This window comes from 'Fragaria x ananassa' phyllody phytoplasma (genome assembly GCF_018274325.1).
Taxonomy (GTDB): Bacteria; Bacillota_I; Bacilli_A; order Acholeplasmatales; family Acholeplasmataceae; genus Phytoplasma.
In genome coordinates this window covers 1-24083 of the sequence record NZ_JAGVRH010000005.1, presented here as the reverse complement: position 1 = coordinate 24083, position 24083 = coordinate 1, and the positions used below count along the sequence as shown (strand labels likewise).

Genomic DNA, 24083 nt, shown 5'->3' with positions numbered 1-24083 from the left:
AAAGGGGGTAACCCCTTGATTTTATTATGAGGTGGAGCGATTAAAAAATGACTAAAAAAGATTATTATCAAATTTTAGGATTAAGTAAAGATGCTACTCCTGAAGAAATTAAAAAAGCTTATCGTGTCCTTGCTAAAAAATATCATCCCGATATTTCTAAGGAAACAAATGCAGAAGTTAAATTTAAAGAAGTACAAGAAGCTTATAGTGTTTTAATTGATGCTAATAAAAAATCTAATTATGATCGTTTTGGTTCTGCTTCAGAACAAGATTTTGAAGGCTTTGGCGGCTTTGAAGAAAGTATTTTTAATTCTTTTGGAGATTTTTTTGGGAATAGACAAACTAAAAAGACTAATTTTGACAAAAAAGTAGAAATGACAATTAGTTTTATAGATGCTGCTTTAGGAGCTCATAAAAATATTGAAATTACAGTTGAAGCGGATTGTAAAGTTTGTCAAGGTTTGGGAGCTTCATCTTCTAAAGATATTGTTGAATGTTATCGTTGTGGCGGCTCGGGACAAATTATTACTGAACAAAGAACTTTTTTAGGTAATATTCGTTCTCGTCAAGTATGTCCTAATTGCCATGGTCAAGGAAAACAAATTAAAAATAAATGTTATGCCTGTTTTGGTAAAAAACGTCAAAAAGTCAAACAAGCAGTTAGTTTCGATATTCCTGCAGGAATTGAAGAAGGAATGTCTTTACAAATACCTGGAAAAGGACATTTTATTTCTTCAAGTTCTCAAGCAGGTGATTTATATGTTATTTTTAAAATTCAACTTCATAAATCTTTTGTTAGAAAAGGTCAAGATATTATTTTAGAAATTTTTATTACTTTGCCAGAAGCTGTTTTAGGAACTAATATTTTAATCCCTACTATTTATGGTGATATAGGTTTAAAAATACCTTCAGGAACACAATCTGGTAATAAGTTAAGAATTAAAAATAAAGGGATATCTTATCTTAATTCTTCTCATCGTAAAGGTGATCAATATGTGATAGTGCATTTGAAAACACCAATTCAACTTACTTTGGAAGAAAAAAAACTTTATCATAAGTTATTGCAATTGCAACATTAAAGTTATAATAATTAAGATCAATTTAATAGTTGATCTTTTTTTTGTTATATGGGTTTATAAAAAAGAAAAGACTATCTTCTAAAGATAGTCTTATTGCTTTAAGAAATTATTTTTTTAAGATAACATCAATTGGTTTTTTGCGAGATAGTTTTTTGATAGCATAGTAGGAAGTTAAGAAAATTAATAGTAAACACAAAATAAATTCAATTAAAAATACAAAATACAAAGAAAATAGCCATTGATTTTTTAGTTCCCAAGAGTACATTTGATTATTTTGATTGTTCACATATATTATAAAATTACAAACAGAATACATTATTGGTTTTAATGTTTTCCAAATAACCCATTTGATTATAAATAAGATGATACTCCAAATAGTGGCCAAAATTGCAATCATCAAACCTTCGCTAAAAAAAATTTTAAAAACATCTTTTCCGCGAGCACCTAAAGCGCGTAAAATACCAATATCTTTGTGTTTGAATTGGATACTTTTTTTAACAAAACCTCCTGTAGTTATCCAAAACAAGAATTTAATAAATAAACATATAACTATAAAGGAAATTATGAACTTGTCTATATTAAATTTTTTAATTATTTGTTCTAACGCTTCTGGTGGCACTTGTGCTTTAGTTTGATTATAAAAAGAAAATTTAGTAATTAAAGCAATAATTGCACCATAAAAAGCAAATGATAATCCATTACTTGCTAAAGAAACAAAAGCAGTAGAAATTTTTTTATTTTTTAAGAAACTAGATCCTATTTTAAAAGCAATTTTAGAAGGTAAAATACTTGGAATCTTTAAAAGAGGTTGTCCTTCATTTTTTATTTTAGTAGGATCTGTAGAAGTAAATTGTTTTTTTAATTGATGTGAAGCTTGTCCTTGTTGTTGAATTTGTGATAATAATTCTTCTGTTAAAACTTGTCCTCTTTCCAATTTTATTTTGGGAGTTTCTTTTTTTAAAGGCTCGCGGGTTAAATCAGAAATTATTTTTCCATCTTTAAATTCAATAACACGATCACTATAATTATAAGCGTTTTCATGGTCATGACTAACAATACATACTAATTTTTCTTTAGATAAAGTTTGTAAAATATTAAAAATTTTAGTTCCTGTTTCAGAATCTAAATTACCTGTTGGTTCATCTGCTAAAATAATTTGAGGATTTTTAACAATTGCTCTAATAATAGCAACTCGTTGTTTTTGTCCTCCTGAAAGTTCGTTGATTTTGCGATAGCCAAAACCACTCATTTCAACATCTTTTAGTAATTGATTAATTAAATTAGGGTTAACTTTTTTTCCTTGTAATTGCAAAGGTAAAGCAACATTTTCAAAAACATTCATATCTTCAATTAAATTAAAATCTTGGAAAATAAAACCAATATTACCATTACGATAACAATCTATATCGTTGGCATTTAGATTTCTTAAAGAAGTATTGTTAATTATGATTTCACCGTTATCGCAATAATCAAGACCCCCTAAAAGATTAAGTAAAGTAGATTTACCAGAACCAGATTTTCCTAAAATAAATACTAAACCTTTAGAAGGTAATTTTAAAGAAACATTGCTTAAAGCAATAGAAGTAATCCCTTTTTTACTGATAAATTCTTTATTAAGATTGGTTATTTGAAACATATTTCTTCCTTTCATTGTGTTTGTGTTAAAATTATACAAAAAATTATTAATAGCTGGAATTAATTTTAAAGCTACAATTTAATTTTATCATATTTAATGATTAATGTTATTTTTGAAATTTTTAAGGAAATATAATATTTTTTGTAATTTTTGATGTAAAAAAATAGTTAAGGGTTTTACCTAATTTGAATTTGATATTTTTTCATTAAAGTTTGAATAATAGTTTGTATTCTTTGGTCAATAGTTGGTTTATCTAAGTTTTTATTAGGATTAGAAAAAGAAAATCTTAAACCTAAAGAACGAATTTTATCTTGATTGGATGTGATTACTTGATAAACATCAAAAAGTTCACAATTAATCAAATCAAGTGAAGAGTCTTTATTGATGGTTTGTATTACATGTTCAAAAGAATACTTTTGATTAATGAAAAAAGCTAAATCACGAGTAATTACTGGAAATTTAGAAATAGGTTGATATAAAGTAGTTGGTGTTTGGTTTAAAATAGTTTTAGTTAATAAAAATTCACAAAGAAAACTATCTTTTAGATGATGTTTTTCATTAAATTGAGGATGAGTTTTCCCAATTATTCCAATGATTGCATTGTTGTATAAAAGGTTAGCTTGAATATGGGGATGAAGATTTAAGTTAGAAGAACTTTTTTGATAAGTAAGATTGATTCCTAGAAAAGCACTTATTTGTTCGACAATCCCTTTTAAAACAAAAAAAGAACTAGTAATGTTTTGTTTTATCCATCCACTGTTTAAGAAATTACCACTTAAAGCTAAACCTAAGGTTAATATTTCTTCTTGGGGATAATAAACTTTTCCAATTTCAAAAAAAGCATTATCAAAAGTTTGCCTTTTGTGATTATGACTTAAAACTTCAGTTAAACTACTTAATAAACTTTGTCTTAAAATAACTTTATCTTGTGATAATGGGTTGATGATTGCAATATGTTCTTTTTGATAATGGAAAGCATTAAACATTTCTTGACTAATTAAACTATAAGTAATAGTTTCATAAAAACCTAAATTCATTAATAATTTTTTTAAAGTACGAAGATTTTTTTGTTGTAAAGTCATTTTATTTTGTTGAGAAGATAACAAGGAAACAGTTGGCATAGTTGTTGTGTTGCAACCATAAAGACGAATTAAATCAGCAATGATGTTTTCTTTAATTTTAACATCATATCTACTTAAAGGGGGAGCAACTTCTAAAGTTTCATTCTTTTGGGATATAACTTGATAATTTAAGTTTAATAACCATTCTTTGATTTGCGATAAAGAAAAAGAAATACCAGTTTTTTGTTGAATATAATCAAGATGTAGAGTAATGGATTTTGCTTTTAATTCTTGTTTTTTTTGTTGAACTGGTTGTGAAGTTATTTTAGCATCAGCTAAAGAAATTAAAAGAGAGCATGCTTTTTGTAAAGCTAAAGGAATTAAATTAGGGTCAATCCCTCTTTCAAACCTTAAGGAGCTTTCAGTTTTGATTTTAAGTTTTTGGGTAGTTTTAATAATAGTTTTTGGTTTAAAATAAGCAGCTTCTAAAATAATATTTTTGGTATTATTTTTGATTCTATTTGATGAAAGGCCAACAATACCTGCTAAAGCAATTGCATTTTGACCATCTGTAATAACTAAATCATTTTCTTCTAAGTGATATATTTTTTGATTAAAAGTAGTTATTTCTTCTCCTTTTAAAGCTTGTCTTACTTTAATTTTTTTTATGTTTTGGGAATCAAAAGCATGCAAAGGAATGCCATATTCAAGTAAAATTAAGTTAGTAATATCAACAACATTATTAATAGGGTTTACTCCTGATTTTAAAAGAGTATTTCGTAACCATAAGGGTGATGGTTTGATAGAGATATTTTCTAAAATACAAGCGTTATATTCATAACAAGCATTACTTTCAATAGTTATTTTGAGGGGTGACTTTGGCACAAGTTTTTTGGAGAACATTTGATGAAGGGATAAAATTTTTCTACTGTTGGATTTTATTTGATATTCTTGGGAAGGATGACTTTTAATAACTGCTTCTAAATCTTTGACAAAGCCAACATAAGATAAAAGATCAGCGCGATTAGGAGTAATTCCTAATTCCAAGATTAAACCAGCTAACCCTAAAGGAATTAAAGCGTTTTGTCCAAGAATGATTTTATCGTTAGGATCATCAAAAAGATAAATTCCTGTTTGTTCTTCTGGGGTTAAAATTTTAGGGTCTAAACCTAATTCATCTAAAGCACAAATCATTCCTTCTGAAAACACACCATAAATACTTTTATTTTTAATAGTTTTTTGAACCCCTTCTAAAAAAGAACCTTTAGAGGCAACAATAACTTTGCGATTATTAGCTAAATTAGCAGCACCACAAACAATTTTAACTATTTTAGTCCCTATATCAACTGTGACTAAGTTTAATTTTTTAGAATTAGGTATTTTTTTATAGTTTAAGATTTTACCAACTATTAAATTAGTATTTTTAGATAATTGAGTGCAAGATTTGACTTCACAAATGTAATTATTAATTAAGTTAAAAAGTTGGTCATGATGAGGTATTTTTGGTAAATATTGTTTTAAAATGTTAGCAATAATTTTCATGCTTTTTTCTTCTTTGCAAATTGTTTTAAAAAACAAAGATCGTTAGTGTAGAAATGACGAATATTTTCAATATGATATTTAATCATAGCGATTCTTTCAATTCCTATGCCAAAAGCAAATCCTTGGTATTTTTGAGGATCATAGTTGGCATTAATTAAAACTTGAGGGTGAACTAAACCAGCTCCTAAAATTTCTAAATATTCTTTGGTGTTATCTTTGTGGTTAATGACTAAATCAACTTCAATACTAGGTTCGGTAAAAGGGAAATATGAAGGTCTAAAATTAACTTCTTGTGAGGGGCTAAATAATTCTTGAGTAATGGTTAGTAATGTTTGCTTTAAGTTTACGAAATTAATTTTTTGATCAATTACTAAACCTTCTAATTGTATAAATTGATGGCTATGAGTAGCATCATCATTATCTTTGCGAAAAACTTTTCCTGAAGAAATAATTTTTAAAGGTTTTCCTTGGTGAGTTAACATTTCTTTTACTTGAATGTTAGAAGTATGAGTTCTTAAAAGACGTTCAGGGTTAAGATAAAAAGAATCTTGCATAGCTCTTGCTGGATGACCTTTTGCAATATTTAACATTTCAAAATTATAAAAATCTGTTTCAATTTCATTACCGTCTTTAATTTGATATCCTAAAGATAAAAATAAATCTTCTAATTGTTCTACAATTTGATAAAGAGGATGAATTGATCCTTGTGAAAAAAGGAAACCTGGTAAATTAATATCAATCTCTTCTTTCAGTAATTGTGATTGGAGAGCTTTATTTTTTAAAAATGACTTATTTTTGGTTAAAGATGCAATCACTTCTTGTTTAAAATGATTAATTAGTTTTCCTATAATTGGCTTTTTTAAAGGATCGATTAATTTTAAATCTTGATTTAATTGTTGACAAATCCCCTTTTTGCCTAAAAATTTTTGTTCTAAAGTTAATAAATTTTCTAAATTATTTTTTTCTTTATTTAAATTAATATTGAATTGTTTTTTTAAAAGATTAATTTTATTTTTCATAACAATGTCAAGATCCTTCTTATTCTTATTAATTTTGTTTTTTTGATTTATGGAATTTCTTGTTAGATTGTGCTTTCAAATAAATTAAATAGTTATATTAACCAAGAAATTATGTGGCCTTTGGTTAATAATGATAACCATAATCCCAAAGCAGAACCTACAAAAACCCCTAAAGAAACTCCCATAGCTCCTTTTTTAAGTCCTAAAATTAATCCCCCTAAAAACATTCCTGAAACCATGGCTGTTAAATAAAGATAAGTTAATTGATAATATGGGTCTTGGGTGCGTAACTTATCTTTAAAAAGAACAATTGTTATTAAATTAACAGAAATACCTAAACAAATAAGGATTAAGTGATAATTTTTATTTTGTAATAAAGTTTGATAAAATTTATGTTTGCGAGGATAAAGGTTGTTTTCTTTAATTAAAGCTTTTTTAGGTGTTTGATTCATTGTTTTATATTACTCTTTCTTCTTTGTTGTTTTAATTGTGGTTGTTTTAAATTAAATTATGTGTATTAAAAAAATCATATAATTTATTTTCTTCTATGTGAGGAGCCACCAAATGAGCTATTTTTTTTAAATCAGGATATTTGGTGTTATTCATTACAATAGCAATATTAGATGATTGAAACATTTCAACATCGTTACAGCCATCTCCTACACAAATTAATTGATAGTTAGGATAATTTTTTTTAACTGGTTTGATGCCATAAGCTTTATTAATTTGTTTAGCGCTGAGGCTAACTACTCCATTTTTCCAAAAATAAGCATGTAATTGAGGGAAATTTTTTAATAAATCAATAATTACTGCAGTATTAACATGAAATAAATTTATTTTGTAAATTGGTTTTTCAAAGCTGGAAAGATGAAAGATTTTTTTATTTTCTTCTTGGATTTGAAGGGTGTCATTGTTGATTAATGGTTGCGAATCGGGATCTTTTTGTTCTAAAATATCTTTTTTTCTAAATTCAACATTAACTATTGCTATTTGTTTTTCATAAGCTTTTTTGTTTAATTTCAAAACATCTTCTTGTAATATTGGAGTTGCTTGGATGATTTGATCATGTCTAAAAGTCATAGCTCCATTAAGAACTACAAAATATTGGAATAATGGCATTAAACCTTTTAAAACACTAACTCCTGAATAACTACGTCCTGTAGCAATTCCTAAAACATTATTAGGATTTTTTGAGAGTTGTTTTAATAGTTTTTTAGTTTGTGAAGGTATTTCTTTTTGTTCGTTGTAATATAGAGTATGGTCAATATCGAAAAAAAATAGTTTTTTTTTGGTCATGAATGAATTATATATCCTTTTTAAATATATTTTAATTATGTGAATTATTTTTATAAATTAATTATATTGATTATCGATAATAATTAAAAAATAAAATGATAATCATGGTAGCATATTTTAATTAGTATACATAAATTATAACAAATCATAGGAATTATTTTGATAATAAGTGCTTTGATGTTTTTATTATTTTGTTTTTTGTGAGTTTTAAATTGGTTAAATTAAAACCAAAAACTTTGATTTCGTTGGAAATTAATTCTTGAGGTGAATATTCTTGGTGTAAAACAGGTTCATAATGTTCTAAATAACGATAATATTTAACTTCTTCTAAATTTTTATTATGGAATAAAGTTTTGCGATTAAAACCTATGTGATCAAGTGCGCCGCTAAAAATCAAATTAGTAAGAATTGTTTCATTTAAACAAAAAGCTAATCTTTCTTTAAAATCAGAGAAGGATTCAAAAGATTTTTGGGAACGTTTTTTGATTAATTCGTGGCAGAAATTAAGATTAACGCCTTTAATCATGTTTAAAGGTAAAAATAATTTATTTTGGTTAAAGTTAAAATAATATTTGCTGCTACTAGTAAATACATTTGGTTTTTCTAAAGAAACATTACTTTTTGCTATTTCTTGCAATAAAATATAAGTTTGTAAGGAATTATTAAGAGCGTCATTTAATAAAACAATCATAAAAATAATATTAAAATTAGCTTTCAGATAAGCCATTCGATAACTGATTAAAGAATAAGCAACACTGTGACTTTTGTTAAAACCATAATTAGCAAATTTAAGAATATAATCATAAATTTTATTAGCTAATAATAAGTTATGTCCTTGTTGATGACTCTTATTTAAAAAACGTTCTTTTTCTTGCAATAAAAGGTTTTTTTCTTTTTTACTAATAGCTTTTCGAAATAAATCTGCTTCAGCAAGAGTATATTTGGCAAAACTAGCTGCAATTTGTATAATTTGTTCTTGATATAAAATTATGCCGTAAGTTGGTTTTAGAATTTCATTTATTAAAGGATGAAAAAAGTGTTGCTGTTGAGTTTTGCGATTGCGATTTGTTAAAAACAAATTAAAAGAATCAATGGTACCAGGACGATTTAAGGCTAATAAAGCAATTAATTCTTCAAAGTTTTGAGGCTTCATTTTTTGTAAAAATAATTTAGCTTTGGGTGATTCTAATTGAAAAATACCTAATGTTTCGCCTTGTTGTAAAAGTTTAAAGGTTTTTTCATCTTTTAAAGGGATATCAAAAAGAGAAAAATTAGGGTTAATCGTATTAATAGCTATTACTATTTTCTTTATTAAAGTAAGGCTACGAAGTCCTAAAAAATCTATTTTGAATAAACCAATTGTTTCTAAATCAGTAGCTTCCCATTGGGTTTGTTGTAAGTTGTTGTAATTTGATTTTTGTAAAGGAATGGTTTTGGTTAAATCGCTTTGACTTAAAATAAGTCCTGCAGGATGAGTTCCTGTGAAACGTGGAACTTCTTCTAAATGAGAAGCCATTTGTAATAATTCTTTCATTTTAAAATCCATGGACACAGGGATAGGAGTTAAAACTTTATTTTTTTGTAAAGCTTGATAATTTAAAAAGGAAAAAATACCTTTTATTTGAAAAGGCATCACTTTTTTAAATTTAATTAATTCTTTAATAATAGCTTTTTTATTCATAAAGCGTCCAAAGGTAATAATGTTTGCGACATGTGTTAACCCGTATTTTTGACACATATATTTAATTACTATATCTCTTTTATTATCTGGAAAATCAAGGTCAATATCAGGCATAGTTTTTCTTTGAGGATTTAAGAATCTTTCAAAAATAAGATTATATTTTAAAGGATCAATTTCTGTGATTTGGAGGCAGAAACAAACTAAAGAACCAGAAGAAGATCCTCTTCCAGGACCTACTAAAATACCTTGTTTTTTGGCGTATTTAATGACATCATTAACAATTAAAAAGTAATTATGATAATTCATTTCATGAATAATAGTTAACTCTTGTTCTAATCTTTGTTGATATTTTAGATATTGAGGATTTTGGGGATTTATATAATTTTTTAATCCTTCATAAGATAATTGTTTTAAATAATTTTGAAGGGAAATGGTTTTTGCCTTTTCCTCTTTTGGTTGATCTTCTTTTTTGTTATCTTGAGATTTGTCGTTTTGATAATCTAGATAAAAAGGGAGAGTAATATTTTTTAATTGATAATTTTGATAATTAATTTGATTAATTAATTTTTTACAAGAATGCAATATAGTATTATAATTTTGATATTTATTGTCAAAACCATTTTTAGTTAAAAAAGAAAGATCTAAATCAGATTCGATTTTTCTGTTTTCCATTTGAGATAAAATTTGCCAAGTTTTTTTAAATTCAGGTGTGATGTAATTAGTTTTATGAACAGGAAGACAAGGTAAGTGAAAATGAGCAGCAAAATCTAAGATATGATCAGAAAGCATTTCTAAAAAGAGGCTTTGAAAAGAAACTCCTAAGAAAACATCGTCAAATATGTCTTGAAGGAGGTTTAATAATTCCTTAAAAACTTTTTTTTCTTGGGTTTTAAATAGTTTTTCAAAAAAAGGGCAAAGTCCTGTAATAATTGTGAATAAACCTTTTCCTAAGGGGATGATTTTAGCTAAAGGGATATTGTTTTTATCAATGTTTTTAACCATAGTTGATAATTGAATTAAATTTTTGATTCCTGTTTCATTTTTAGCATAAACTAAAAGTTCACCAACTTGATTATTCCATGTAAAATTTATTTTAATTCCTAAAATAGGTTTAATTTGATGTTTTTGACATAATTTTAAAAAAGTAAGCATACCATATAAATTATTTTCATCACTTAAAGCAATGAAATCATAATCATTTTCTTTAGCTTGGAGTACTAGTTTTTCTAAAGAATTAAGACTTTGTAATAAACTATAAAAACTTTGTAAATAAAAAACACCTCTTAAAAATGACATAATAAGATTACCTTGATATCTTTATTTTTTGTTTTCATTCGTTTTGTTGATCACACATTTAGATCGCTCTTTAGTTTCTTTAGATAGTTCTTTATTTTTATTTTTAAAATGAGGAAATAAAATGACATCACGAATATTGTCAGTATTTGTTAAAAGCATAACTAAACGATCAATCCCCATTCCTAAACCACCAGTTGGAGGCATACCGTAACTTAGGGCATTTAAAAAATCATAATCCATATCATTGGCTTCATCGTTACCTAATTCTTTTTCTTTTAATTGGTTTAAAAAACGTTTTTCTTGTTCTATTGGATCGTTAAGTTCACTAAAAGCATTAGCAAATTCTTTGCCAACAATAAAAAGTTCAAAGCGGTCGGTAAAACGTTGATCTTGTTTGTTTGTTTTTGCTAAAGGGCTAATTTCAACAGGGTGGCCATAAATAAAAGTAGGTTGAATTAAAGCACTTTCAACATATTTTTCAAAAAAAGCTTCAATAATATGACCTTTGCTAAAATGTGACATTAGATTAATTTGATGTTCTTTGGCTAATTTCTGGCACTTTTTTAAAGTGAAATTATTTGTAAAATCAATTCCAGTTGCTTTTTTAATAGCCTCTGTCATACTTATTTTATGAAAATGATGAAAACTAATGTCTTGTTGTTGATAACTAAAATCTAAAGTTTTTAAGACTTGTTGGCAAACATATTGTAAACATTTTTGTGTTAAAACCATAATATCTGACATATCAGCATAAGCTAAATAAGCTTCAATGGTGCTAAATTCAGGATTATGAGTAGCATCAATTCCTTCGTTGCGGAAAAGGCGGCCAATTTCATAAACTTTTTTCATTCCGCCGACTATTAATTTTTTTAAAGGTAATTCAGTAGCGATTCTTAAATAAAAATTACAATTAAGAGCATTATGAGAAGTAATAAAAGGTTTAGCTAAAGCCCCTCCTAAAGTGGTTTGTAAAATAGGAGTTTCTACTTCTAAAAATCCTTCATTATCAAAAAAATTACGAATATTTTTAATAATTAAACTACGAGTAACAAATACGTTTTTAGTTTTTTCATTAACAATAAGATCAACATAGCGTTGTTTTCTCATTTCTTCTCGGTTTTGTAAACCATGAAATTTATCAGGCAAAGGTTTTAAAGCTTTTGTTAAATGTATAAATTGTAAAGCTTTAATAGTTAACTCTTGAGTTTTGGTTTTAAATAAAAATCCTTTAATTCCTATAATATCTCCTAAATCACAATTTTGATATAGTTGAAAGGATTTGCTCCCTAATAAATCTAATCTAAGATAGATTTGTAAACGAAAATTAAAATCTTGTAAATGTAAAAAACCAGCTTTTCCTTGTCCTCTTTTTAAAACAATTCTTCCTGCAATAGCTACATTTATTTGTTTTTCTGCTAAAGATTCTTGATTAGCTTCTTTGAAACCCGCAATAATTTCTTCAATGGTATGAGTGCAAATAAATTTTTGCCCAAAAGGGTTAATTTTTAATTCTTTTAATTTTTTTACTTTTTGATATCTAATTTTTTCTTGTTCTGTTATTTTTTTAGTTGTATCTGTTGTTTTTTTTGCGTCTATTGTGATTTTTTTTTTAGTTTCTTTTTTAGTTATTTTAATCATTTTAAATGTTCTCCTAATGTAATTAACATCATTCTTATTATAAAATATTAATTTTAATTAAACCAAAAAAATGATGATTTGTTTTCATTTATATTTTATTTATTACCATTTTTTGTGAAATTTTATTATTTTTAAAAATATCATCTGTTAAATTATTTTTTTATTGTATAATTAATTGTATTATTGATTACATTTTTTTTTTTTTTAAAAATATGTCAAAATTAAAAATGGTTATTATTTTTTGTCTCTTATTTTTTTTCATGTTAATTAATTTATTTTTAGTTATTTTTATTTCTTAAAAAATTCTTATTTTTAATTATAAATTTTGACAAATACGGTAACAAAAAGTTATAAAATTTCAAAATAAAATAATATTAATCACTTACGCTGATTCTTTAGGGAAGAATTTTTATGAACTTCGTAAGATTTTAAAAGAAGATTTTGGAGCAGCTATGCCTAGAGTTCATTTATTATTTTTTTACCCATCTACAGATGATCGTGGCTTTACTCCTTCTGGATTATATTAAGGTGGATTCTATTTCGGGGAATTAGAATGATATTGAAGCTTTAAGTCAAAATTATAATTTAATGTTTGATTTTATGACTGATCATATTTATCCTAAATTTATTATTTATCAAGATTTTAAAAAATCATGAAAATTCTCAATATAAATATTTTTTTTTTTACGTTGTGAAAAATTTTAGTAACAATTAAGCCTTAATTGGTCCATTAAACAAGATGTTGATTTGATTTATAAACTAAAATAAAGTTCCTATTCAACCTATTTGTTTTGACAATGGTGTTTGCGAAAATTTTTGCTCCTGGAACTCCTCAAGTTTGTTATGTTGGTCTTTTTTTAGATGGGATTAATGATATTGAAGTGTTAGAATCTTCAAAAGCAGGTTGTAATATCAATCATCATTATTATTTTCGTCAAGGAAAGTTAAGCAAGAGCTAAAACGACCTATTGTTAAATAATTATTAAAATTTTTAACATGGTGTAATCATTTTGCTGTTTTTGACCTTAGATGGCTTGATTGAAATATCTACTACTACACTAAATACTATTAAAAAAATTATTCGTCAAGATTACAAACACTAAAATATTACTATTTTAGAAGTAAATTCTTTGAAGTAAATTTTTATTATTATAAGGGTTGAAATGTTCCAAAAGTTTAGACACTTTTTGTTTTTTAAAAAAAATAAGAAAATATTGAAAAATCATGAAATAATCACTTTGTTATCTTTTGGTGCAATTCACGCAATTTTTGGTGTTATTTTAATTATTCTTTTAAATGAGTTTTGTAAATTTGAAAAAGTCGACCATGAACATCATAAAAGTTAATTAAGCAAGTTTTAAAAATTCGAAAATAATTAATCGAATTTACATTTAACATTATTAAACAAGATAGTAAACAGGTTTAAATTCTATCCGATTTTATTATAAAAACAAGATTTATATCACGAAGGATTTTTAGGTTTAATTAAAGCCTTAAATAATTATGAAGATTTAGGATATGACTTTATCGCTTGTGCGACTTCCACTATTAAATCAGAAATCAGAGAATTAATAAGAAAAAGTCATTCTCCTTCAATTCCTTAAAAAACTCATAAATCTAATAATACTTATTTTCAAGAAGAAAAACATGAATCATTAATTAGCCAAAAAATACTTAATCCACATCAATTATAGTTAAAAAAATAAATCACGAATTATTTTTAAACAAACTTAAAAACAAACTAAGCAAAAATGAATTTAATGTTAATAGATTAAGTTTTGGCTTTCCCTCAGGAAATATTTAATTGTTTATTTTTTTTGCTTCTTTTTGTGAAGAGGGAAGAGGAAAAAAAGAACTAAAAAGGGAAATAAAAAGGAAAAAAATAAAGAAAAATAAAAGAAAATTAAAATATTAAAACAACAAGGAAATAATAAATAAATTTATATTATAACTTATTTAAGTTATCATTAAAATATTAATCATTTATAAAAATTTGGATTCTTAATTTGATATTTGCTGATAAATTTTATTTTTTGGTAATTTAAATAATGATTTGATTTTTTTCTTGGGGTTGTTTATTTGTATTTAAATAAAATCTTTTTGAGAGTGAGGAAAATCAGGGAAATAAGGAAATAATAAAAACTCTCAATTAAGAGAGTTTAAAATGATTAAAATAAAAGTAATTTTCCCAAAGAAATTAAATAGTTTATCAAAAGTAATGAAATTACTAGATTATGTTTATTTATATTTTATACATTATTTTTGTAGGCGCTTTTGGCAAGTATATCATTTGTTTCATTTTTTTTAATTTTTGCAATAGAACGACAACAAAAGAATAGCATAAATAAAAACATAATTAAATTAGAAAAAAAATTAGCTGTACTATAAACATAATATTCATTATTGCTTTCTGGTAAAAAGACAAAGGCTCTTAACAAATAAAGGAAGGGGATTCTAAACAAAAAGACACGTCCGAAACTAAGAAATAAATCATATTTAGGTTGTTTAGTAGCAATTAAAAAAATAGATAAAATTTCTAATTGAGTAGTAATTAAACCAGTTGTTAACAAAGCTCCCATTAAAAATTCTGAGAAACCTTCAGGTATGATAGTATCTTTTGTAGTTTTTCCTAAATTTTTGAAAAATAAATATATATATTCTCCTAAACCTAAACCATAATATTTTGTTGGTGCACAAATTAAGTATGTTATCATAAAAATTAACAAAACAGAAATACAAGAAATTACTAAAGTTTTAATAGCTCTTTTAATATTTTTGTTTCCTAAATTAGCAGATACAATCATTAATTGTCCTTCTTTAAGGGCAAAAGATATTTGAGCAAATAAACCAACCACTCCATCAGCAACCCCTATTTTGCCAAGAGTTCCATCTCCTAATCCCTGAAAGCCACAAAAAGGAGTTTGAGGATTGCTTTCTATCATCCATAAAGTTAATAATCTACCAAATTCATAAATCATTTTCCCTAACATTAAAGGAATGGAAAATTTAAGAATAGTTTTAATAATTTGTTTATTGGCTAAAAAACTTTTACAAGAAAAATCTTTTATTTTCAAACAAAAAGGATTGTTTTTATTAAAAAGAGTTCCAAAAGCGACTAAAGTGATAGAGGTATGAGCTAAGACAGAAGCTATTTCTAATCCTAAAGCATTTTGTTGTTTCATGATATAAAAAATAAAAAAACTTAAACCAATTTTTAAAGCCATCATGATACAATTTAAAATTAATATTTTTTTTATTTTTCTTAAAATTCTTTCAGTTCCTAAAAAGAAAACATTAATGGCTAATAAAATAACTCCTAACATTTTTAATCTAAAAGCAAAAATACATTTTTTTTTATTTTCATGGGATAAATCATTATTTAAGATATATTTGCCCAATCCCATAATATTATTACAAAAAGGTTCGGCGTAAATAACCATGATAAAAGCAACTACAAAACTTACTAAAATTAATAAAACAAATACTGAAGATACTATTTGGTGTGCTTTAGGGGTATATACGTTTTTATTACGTCCAATTTCCCTTGTTACTAAAGTAACTCCTACAATTCCTAAACAAATTCCAATAGAATCGATAATAACTTGTATTGATTTGGAAAATTGAATAAAACTACCAATAGCCTTTGGATTAACACTTCCAACAGCAAATAAAGTATCAACATTGGCAAAAAGAGTTTTAAAAACATTAAAAACAATAATAGGAAAGGAAATAATCCATAAAGATTTAATCAAATTTCCTTCTAAAACTAATTTATTTAATTTTTCTTTTTTTCCAAGAAGTTCTTGTTCGTGCTTCATTTAATTAATTCCTTCCAAGTGTGATGATAGTTTTTAAAAAAAATATTAAAATTAAAATAATTATTCTTATTGCTTAAAATAAATTAAGCAAAATGAGAATTATGAATTACACATGGATATCAGATATTACGATAATAATTTATTTATATAAGTTTATATAAATAATTATGTTTATATAATAACAAACAATAGTAAATAATAGATTGGTAAAATTCATCTTCATTAATTAGAAACTTTATAATTATATCAATTAGTCTCTAATAAAAATATATAAATACAACAATCCTAATAAACCAACTATAAAAAAAGTTTAAATATTATTTACTACTAAGAAAAAGATTTAAAATATATCCAAACCTTCTTAACTAAAACCAAATAAGGCTATCGAGTGAAAAAAATTCATCATATGTATAAATACATTTTAAAATCAAATAACTAACAGTTTTATAACAGTTTGTTACTATCAATATCTTATTTAATAATAAACATAATAATATGAAAATGAAAAAAGTAAGCATTTTTAATCTTGATTTGTTAATGTTTGAAGTTAAAATTATTTAATATTTATACTCGGATATTTATAAATATATTAATATAACATATCTAAATATAGCATATAACCCAAGAAATGTCAACTTTCAAGTGCCCCAAAAAAATGTGCGCTGTTCCCTTTTTTTAGACAATTTTTATCTATAAAATTATTCTTTAAGGATTGAAATTAAGTGATAATTGCATATCTTTTCAAACTAACAAAGCATTTCGATTAGTTTCAATTGTGTCTAATGTTTTTTCATAATTTGTTAGTTTCAAAAGATATTTTTTTAATATTTTATCCCTCACTATATATTTAAGTAAAAAAAGTTAAAAACTCATATACAAAATGAAAAGAAAATGAATTTTGTTTATAATTATATTATTTTATTGAAAAAAAGCGCAAAAAAGTTACCTTTTTTTAAAAGGTTTGTTTTTTAAAAGTTTTTTAATTCTTTTATCTTAAACTTTGTGCATATTGGATAGGGGAAAGATAGTTTAATTTGGTTAACAACCATTTTTTATTCCAAAAAGAAGGGAATTGGTTAATTATGTTTTTTATTTTTGCTGGAGATTTTTGAAATAAAAAAGGATCACGATAGAATAAAATACTTTTCATTTGGCCGAATAAGTTTTCAATTAGGGCGTTATCACGAGGGGTGGCTTTACGTGACATACTGATAAGAAAACCTTTTTTAGTTAGTGTTTGTTGTATTTTGGGGGATTGATAAACTGTGCCTTGATCGGAGTGGATAATACAAGGTTTTTTTAATTTAGGTATTTTTTTGATAGTATTTAAAATTAAATCTTTATTTTGACGATTAGAAATATGTGAGGCAATAATTTGATTGTTAAAAGCGTCGATAATACAAGAAAAATATAAAAAACCTTCGTTGGTTTTAAAATAAGTGATATCCGTAAAGAGTTTTTGCATCGGTTGGGTTGTTTTAAAGTCTTGTTTAATTAAATTAGGCACTATATTTAAATTTTCTTGTAAAGAATGATAATGATATTTATTCTTTTTAATTCTTAAACGACAACAAATGCCTTTTTCTTTCATCATAAGATAAACTTTTTTCTTAGTGATAATTTCATTAAATATTTTTTGATATAAAACCGTAATTTTTCGATGTCCTAAAAAATATTCATGCATTTTACATAAAGATGCAATACGTTTTTGTTGTAAAAGATATTTTTCTTGTTTTAATTTTAATTTTGCTTTGGTTTTTAACCAATAATAATATGTGCTTCGTTTAATTTGGATAGTTTTTAAGATTGTAGTTAAATTAAGATCTTTTTCAAATTGCTTCACTAATTTAAAAACTATTTCTTTGTTAATATTTTGAATTTGAGAAAGCATTTTTTGCAATAATTTCAATTTTTGTTTTAATTTATGCATTATTGAATATTATTTCCTTTTTTCATATATTTTTATATATCATGTATTATAACTCTAAATGATTATATTTATGAAAAAAAAGGGGGGGTGCGCGCAAATGGGGGGATTTTTAGTATTTCTTTTTTTATTTATGTGTACTTATAATTTTTGTTAGCGCTTCAGCGCGTTAGAGGATTGTGTTTGGGTTTATTTTATAAAAACATCATCCTCTTAATATTGGTTAGGCAGTTAATTTTAAAATTAAAATTGATTAATAAATTAAATAATTTAAAAAAAATTAAGTTTTTAAAAAAGAAATCTTTATTATATCGATTAATAATAATGATAGCTAAAAGATACAACGATAATATCAAATATCGAGTATCATTATCATTATCGATATAAAATATAAAATATCACTCGTTAAAAGTGTTTGTGTTTGTATAGGATATTGGAAGGGGTAAATGGTAACCAAGTGGTAATAGAATGGTAATAGAATGGTAATAAAATGGTAATTAAAAAGTAATAGAATGGTAATAAAGTGGTAATAATTATTTATTGAGTTTTGGTTTTTTTTCTTAAGTTTGATAAATATCCAGATCTAACTTTTTTAACCCGATAACCTTGTTTTGACTTAGTTAAGAAAAATTGGATATATTTTAAATCCTTTTCTTGATAATAAATAATATTTAAGCTTTTTTTATAGTTGGTTTTAATAGGTTTATTGTATTTATCTACTTTATTAGGGTCTAATTGGTATAATTGTAAGGTTTCTAGTTTATGAGGATTAATTTTGCCAATTAATTCTTTGATGATGTTTTTAGATGTATTTTTATAATTGATTTGAAAGATATCAAATAGATGTTTAAGGGTATTATTTTGTGTTTTAAGAGGGGGTAAATCAGAAAGTAATGGTTTAGTACTACTAGAAGATAAATTATTATTAATCAGCGCTATTTTAGTTTGTTTAATTTCAGCTAAGATTTGAGAATCAACAAAGAGAGTTTGGTTTTTAGGGCGGTAATTTGCTTCTTGATAGGTGTTTTTCTTTTTAGAATGAGTAATAACAGTAAGATTAATTAACTCTTCTTGTAAAATTTTAAGAAATTGTTTTATTTGTTCTACATCAGTGGGTGTTGTGTTTGTTACCCAACCACCTTTAATAATGCCTTGGTTTGTTTCGTTTTTCATGCTTTTCTCCTTTTTATTTTTGAGGTTATTTAGGTGTTATTTATAACTAAATATAATATAGAATAAAATGAATTTAATTAATTATTTCGACTTTATCTTGGCCAAAAAAATGAACAGCTAAATCGACTATGATTTTCTTTTTAGCCTCTTCATGTGATATGTATGGCGCTAAAAAACATTTTTGATAGGCTTCTTTTCCAAATTGGCGTAATAAATCATCAACATCTTTACAAGTTTTATCATATGGTGGCAAAATACATCTAATTTCGTATATAATATTGGCTTCTTTTAGTTGTAATCCTAATGATTGGCTGCGTTTTTGACCTGTTTCGTCGTTATCTAAGGCGATAATGACTTTGATCTTTTCTTTTTTGAGAATGGCTATTTGCGCTGGGGAAAGTAATTGGGTGACACAAATTAACCCAACTACGTTTTTAATTCCATATTGATAACAACTTATAACATCAAAAAAACCTTCATGAATGATGATGGTTTTAGTTTGTTTGATATATGGTAAAGCTTCAAAAAAACGATAAGTAAAATAAAAAGTGGGGGTTTGACTAAAATTGTTGATCGATTGGTATTTAGGTTGAAAATAGGGAGTATCCCGAAAATGGTTTTGATAAAAATGAAAGGTTTTATTATATCCATTTTCAATGGGGATAATGATGGAACCATGGAAAGTATCGTAATAATATTTTTTATTTTGTTGATTGGTTTTTTCTTTGCTAAAACCATATTCAACTAATTTTGTGGTATCAATATTTTTCTTTTGACAATAATTGACTAGACGAAAAGAGAAAGGTTTATCTGATAAGGGGGCATAACCTAGTTTAAATGCTTTAATGGTTGCGAGAGTTAGTTTGCGTTTTTGGGTTAAATATTCCCATCCCAGTATTGCTTCGTTGTTGCGATTAGAAGTTAATAAATAATGATAATAATCTCTAATTTGGTTAAATAACGGCGATATTTTTTTAAATAATTGTGTTTTTTTAGCATTAATTTCTTTTTCATTGATGGGGTTGATGTTTTTGGGTTGGTGTTGATATTTGAAGGGGTTGGTTGGTGAATGAGGAATTAAATTTTGTTGCTGGATTAAGGTTTTAAATTCTTGCGTTTGCATAAAATTATTAATTTTTTGGAGGACGTTATGGAAAGTTTTAATGCCTCTTATTTCTCTATAAACATCAATAATATCGAAATCTTTACAACATTTCCAACAATGTATTTTGTTATCTAAAGTTAAATGACAACAAGTAGGATTTTGACCTTGATGGATAGGACAAGGAAAACGATATTTAAGGTTGAAATTAGGTGGGATGATATTTAATTTTTTTAATAAAACTGACATAGGGAAATTAGTTTGAATGTTTTTTATTTTTTCTTGATAATTCATTTATTTTACTCCTAGTTTTTTTGATTAATAATAAGTTTCCATTTGATAAGGTAAAACATAACCTATTTCTTGAAAGGTTTGCGTAGCCATTTCGAAATGATAAAGTAAGGTTTTTTTAGCACCACTACGATTTTTTTTGATACATAATTCGATTATTTTTTGATTTTCATTGTCATTAGCTTCTGAATATAGTTGATTTAAGGTCGAATTATATATATTTATGGGCTTTTCTTTGTCTTTGGATAGTTTTGGTTGGAATTCAGCCATCATTAAAACGATATCGGAGTTAGTTTCAATTCCACCACTCCCTTTTAAAGCGGTTATTTCTGGCGATTTACCATTGTAATTACTGTATGTATCTCTTGAAAATTGAGATAAAATGATAATAACGATGTTTAATTCAATGGCTAATTGTTTTAATTTAGTCATAATTTCATCAATGGCTAGACGGTCATTTTCTAGGTGATTGGTGGTTTTAGTTATTTGGAGGTGGTCAATGACGATAATTTCTACTTGTTTTTCCAAATGAAGGCGATAAACTAAATCAATGACATAAGCAATGTTTTTACTTTTATCATAACTAAATGATAAATTGATGTTGGCAAAAAATTGTTGGGCTTGTTTCATCCTTTCTGTGTAGGTTTGGGGTTTGATGTTTGATTCTTCCAGATTTTTATCTAAAATAACCTCTAAAGGTATTTGAGTTTGGTAGGTTAATAAACGGCTTAAATTTTCTTCTAAGGTCATTTCATAAGAAAATACTAAAATATGAGGATAATGAGAACTTTCTTGGTGTTTGGTTTTGGTGATATCTAACAGAAGGTTGTAGACAAAAGTGGTTTTACCTAAACCAGTATAGCCACCAATAGTGATGATTTGGCCTTTTTTGAATCCTTTTGTGGCTTGATTTAAACCGCGAAAAGTTTCAGATAAACGGTAATATTCTTCCCTTATTTTTTGTTTGGTTTTGTTATCGGTGTCAAACAACTCAGGATGTAAAACAACCATTTGGTTTAAACGAAAGAGGGTTTGATCGTTTTTATGAGGGATTAAAGAGATAAAGTTTCTTAATTTATCAAAGATTGCTTGGTAATATAAGTTTTTGTGGTAAGGGTCTTGGTTTTCGTATGTGGGGCTGATAATTTTTATTAATTGTTTGAATAAAGTTTCTTGGTTGTAGGTGTGTTTTAGATTGTCTAAAAGATGAGTATTATTTTGGTTTACAAAATCATCATTTAAATAATTTAAAGCATCTAAAGTAAAGTTATCTTGTGGGAAATTAGTTTGTAAATATGTTAATAACTCTTGGATAATAGTTGGTTTTGTAGTGGGTTTATCCCACGGATTAGTTGTTTGTTTTTCTAAAAATAAATATTGTAAAGCTGTCAATATTTTTGTATGTTGGGGGTCCAGTAGAGTTTGGGGGTTGATTATTTGACAATAAAGAGTTAACTTTTCCCATTGACCTTGTTCGATATAAGTTATTAATTGTTGTAAGGCTCGTTGTTCGTTGGTTAACATTTTATATTAACTCCTTTTTGGTTTTTAATTAGATTGATATTAGCAAAAGGGATGAATTTATTAGTAAGTAAGTTTTGGAAGAAATGGTTAGCTGAAGCAGAAAAAACGTTAATTATTTGATTAATGCCTTGGATTTTGCCTTGCTGGATTTTATCGTTTAGTCTTTGAGTTTCGGTTTCGTTATTAGTTAATAAATAGAATTCAAAACGGGTGTCTAATTTTTTGAGTTGCTGTCCTTCCGCCATGGCTTGTTTATAACGTTCACGGAGGCAGGTTTTAAAATTAAAAGCGATGATTCTTTTGGTTTGAGTAAATAAAACTAAATCAAATTTAATGTCGGGGATAAAAAATAAATAAGCTTGGGGATGTAAATTAGTGATGCCTTGATTTCGAAGATATAATAAAATGAGGTATTCATTGATTTTACCGCGGATTACTTTTTGAGTTTGGGAATTGATATAATGATCTTCAAAATAATCATTTAATCTTTGGTGATTGATTGTCATATATTCATTAATGGCAAGATTAAAGGTCGCTTTATTAAAAAAGCATTTTAAAATTTTCACAGTTTGGTTATTAGTGTTAAATTGGTTAATATTAATAAAATCTTGGTTAGTTAACATTTGATATTTCCTTTCTTTAAATAAAAAAAGACCTTAAATTAAGGTCTTTTGTTGGTTTTTTTGGTTTTAAAAATGCTTTTTGTTTTCCAAGTAATGGTGCCATCTTTTCTAATGGTTTTGATTTTGCCATTGGAAAAATAGATGTAAGTATTGCCGTTTTGGCATATTTTCTTAGTTATGATCGCCATTTGATAATGCTCCTATTTTTTTGATTATTAGTTTTTGGTTAGTTAAGGCTGTTTTGTTATTCATTGATTTTAAGATTAACTTATGACCGAGGTTTTTTCTTTTTAAAAACGCTTCATATCCTTGGCTTACTTGATTAAAATATGATAAAGGATTTGATTCGATCACATCTAATTTATGGTCTTTTTGGTTTTTTTTGCGTGTTAAACCTAATTGAGGTTCTACTTGTAAATAAACAGTCAGATTGGGTTTAAGGAAGTTTTTACTTAATTTATTAAACATTTGATATTTTTTATCAATATGATGCGGATAAGCTTGATAAGCGAAATTAGAACCTAGCCAACGATCAATTAAGATGATCTTGTTAGTTTTTAAATGGGGTTGAATTGTTTCTTCTTGGATTTGCAACATATTAGCAAAACTCAACAAATAGCGAGTTAACGGTTTTAATTGAGGATTGGTTAAAAAGATGTCGCGAAGAGGTTGGCCGATAGAAGAACTGCCTAATCCTTGTAAAGTGATAACTTCTTGACCTTGTTTTTCTAATTGTTTTTTAATTCTTTTAATTAAAGTTGTTTTTCCGCTACCGTCGAGACCTTCAAAAACTATTAATTTCATTTTCTTTCTCCTTTAGTACTAATTTTTGGTATAAAAAAAGACCTTTCAATTGAAGGTCTAATGATTATTTAAATTTAGTTAATTGTTTTAAATAAGTTGTTTGTTGTAATTCGTGTTTGGCATTGTGCAATAATTCTAAATATTTTTTACCATCTTGAATCATTTTATTAATGAAGTTATTTTCTTGGTAAATACGCACTACATGATAATCATTATCATTGAAATAAACTAAAAAATAGGCGAATTTAGCTTGGGAACAATAAAGTTGACATTGAACTTGGGCCCAGTAGTTTAAAGGGATTTCTTGGTTTGCTAAAAAACCATTCCATGATGGTGAGATATTGTTGTTTTTGTCCACATAAGGACATTTGATTTCTAAGAGGGTGTTGGTTTTGGAATTATAACCATCTAAAGAAGCGGAAAACATTTGGGCTTTATCATCCGTAAAGATAGCATCAGGATAATTTAATTGAGTGGTTTTTTCAAAGAAAGCACGGGCGATTGGTTCCATTTTGTTACCATGTTCGGTGTATTTGTTGCTTGTGAAAGTAGTGCCAAAGATTTTATCATGAA

At 25.9% G+C, this 24083-nt stretch carries 18 protein-coding genes and 1 pseudogene; 3 read left to right on the top strand and 16 right to left on the bottom strand.

Annotated elements, in window-relative coordinates; translation table 11 throughout:
* The first annotated feature begins 47 nt into the window (after positions 1-47).
* The gene (locus tag J8J04_RS01895) at positions 48-1079 is read left to right on the top strand and encodes a DnaJ C-terminal domain-containing protein (RefSeq protein WP_212331620.1); all 1032 of its coding nucleotides are present in this window, start codon (positions 48-50) and stop codon (positions 1077-1079) included.
* Positions 1080-1185: 106 nt separating this feature from the next.
* Here the strand turns inward: J8J04_RS01895 and J8J04_RS01890 are convergent, their stop codons facing one another.
* The 7 genes from J8J04_RS01890 to lysS all read right to left on the bottom strand — a co-directional run bounded on the left by J8J04_RS01890 (position 1186) and on the right by lysS (position 12248).
* A complete protein-coding gene (locus tag J8J04_RS01890) occupies positions 1186-2715 on the bottom strand; it encodes an ATP-binding cassette domain-containing protein (protein WP_212331617.1) in 1530 nt (509 codons plus the stop codon).
* Between the two features lie 176 nt (positions 2716-2891).
* Complete coding sequence (pheT, locus tag J8J04_RS01885) at positions 2892-5318, bottom strand: phenylalanine--tRNA ligase subunit beta (protein WP_212331614.1); 2427 nt, start codon at positions 5316-5318, stop codon at positions 2892-2894.
* Positions 5315-6337, bottom strand: a complete 1023-nt coding sequence (pheS, locus tag J8J04_RS01880; RefSeq protein ID WP_212331611.1) for a phenylalanine--tRNA ligase subunit alpha — start codon at positions 6335-6337, stop codon at positions 5315-5317. Before pheS ends, pheT begins: the two co-directional genes overlap by 4 nt.
* 92 nt (positions 6338-6429) lie before the next feature.
* Complete coding sequence (locus J8J04_RS01875) at positions 6430-6789, bottom strand: hypothetical protein (protein ID WP_212331592.1); 360 nt, start codon at positions 6787-6789, stop codon at positions 6430-6432.
* Positions 6790-6835: 46 nt separating this feature from the next.
* A complete protein-coding gene (locus J8J04_RS01870) occupies positions 6836-7633 on the bottom strand; it encodes an HAD-IIB family hydrolase (RefSeq protein ID WP_212331589.1) in 798 nt (265 codons plus the stop codon).
* Between the two features lie 154 nt (positions 7634-7787).
* On the bottom strand, positions 7788-10610 hold the full coding sequence (dnaE, locus tag J8J04_RS01865) for a DNA polymerase III subunit alpha (RefSeq protein ID WP_212331578.1): 2823 nt from the start codon (positions 10608-10610) through the stop codon (positions 7788-7790).
* Positions 10611-10631: 21 nt separating this feature from the next.
* On the bottom strand, positions 10632-12248 hold the full coding sequence (gene lysS / locus J8J04_RS01860; RefSeq protein WP_212331576.1) for a lysine--tRNA ligase: 1617 nt from the start codon (positions 12246-12248) through the stop codon (positions 10632-10634).
* Positions 12249-13045: 797 nt separating this feature from the next.
* Here lysS and J8J04_RS01855 point away from each other — a divergent pair.
* Together J8J04_RS01855 and J8J04_RS01850 are read left to right on the top strand one after the other, a co-directional pair.
* Positions 13046-13207, top strand: a complete 162-nt coding sequence (locus J8J04_RS01855; protein WP_212331573.1) for a hypothetical protein — start codon at positions 13046-13048, stop codon at positions 13205-13207.
* Between the two features lie 423 nt (positions 13208-13630).
* A pseudogene (locus J8J04_RS01850) lies at positions 13631-14049 on the top strand (sigma factor); the annotation flags it as partial.
* Positions 14050-14497: 448 nt separating this feature from the next.
* On the opposite strand, the gene J8J04_RS01845 reads toward J8J04_RS01850, so the two are convergent.
* The 9 genes from J8J04_RS01845 to J8J04_RS01805 form a co-directional block, all read right to left on the bottom strand.
* On the bottom strand, positions 14498-16066 hold the full coding sequence (locus J8J04_RS01845) for a multidrug transporter (RefSeq protein ID WP_212331561.1): 1569 nt from the start codon (positions 16064-16066) through the stop codon (positions 14498-14500).
* 988 nt (positions 16067-17054) lie between these two features.
* A complete protein-coding gene (locus tag J8J04_RS01840; RefSeq protein WP_212331557.1) occupies positions 17055-17996 on the bottom strand; it encodes an IS3 family transposase in 942 nt (313 codons plus the stop codon).
* 534 nt (positions 17997-18530) lie between these two features.
* Positions 18531-19166, bottom strand: a complete 636-nt coding sequence (locus J8J04_RS01835; RefSeq protein WP_212331555.1) for a phase variable surface lipoprotein — start codon at positions 19164-19166, stop codon at positions 18531-18533.
* A gap of 73 nt (positions 19167-19239) precedes the next feature.
* A complete protein-coding gene (locus tag J8J04_RS01830) occupies positions 19240-20562 on the bottom strand; it encodes a toprim domain-containing protein (protein ID WP_212331553.1) in 1323 nt (440 codons plus the stop codon).
* A 24-nt stretch (positions 20563-20586) separates the two neighbouring features.
* Positions 20587-22083 carry a replicative DNA helicase gene (locus J8J04_RS01825; protein ID WP_212331549.1) on the bottom strand — a complete coding sequence of 499 codons (1497 nt, stop codon included), beginning with the start codon at positions 22081-22083 and terminating at the stop codon, positions 20587-20589.
* Entirely contained in the window at positions 22077-22706 is a 630-nt protein-coding gene (locus J8J04_RS01820) for a hypothetical protein (RefSeq protein ID WP_212331539.1), read from the bottom strand. Before J8J04_RS01820 ends, J8J04_RS01825 begins: the two co-directional genes overlap by 7 nt.
* 38 nt (positions 22707-22744) lie before the next feature.
* A complete protein-coding gene (locus tag J8J04_RS01815; protein WP_212331536.1) occupies positions 22745-22894 on the bottom strand; it encodes a hypothetical protein in 150 nt (49 codons plus the stop codon).
* Positions 22878-23510, bottom strand: coding sequence for a dTMP kinase (tmk, locus tag J8J04_RS01810; protein WP_212331519.1), 633 nt, complete (start codon positions 23508-23510; stop codon positions 22878-22880). The genes J8J04_RS01815 and tmk overlap by 17 nt, the downstream gene beginning before the upstream one ends.
* A gap of 64 nt (positions 23511-23574) precedes the next feature.
* A partial coding sequence (locus J8J04_RS01805; RefSeq protein ID WP_212331515.1) for a lambda-exonuclease family protein occupies positions 23575-24083 on the bottom strand: 509 nt, incomplete at its 5' end.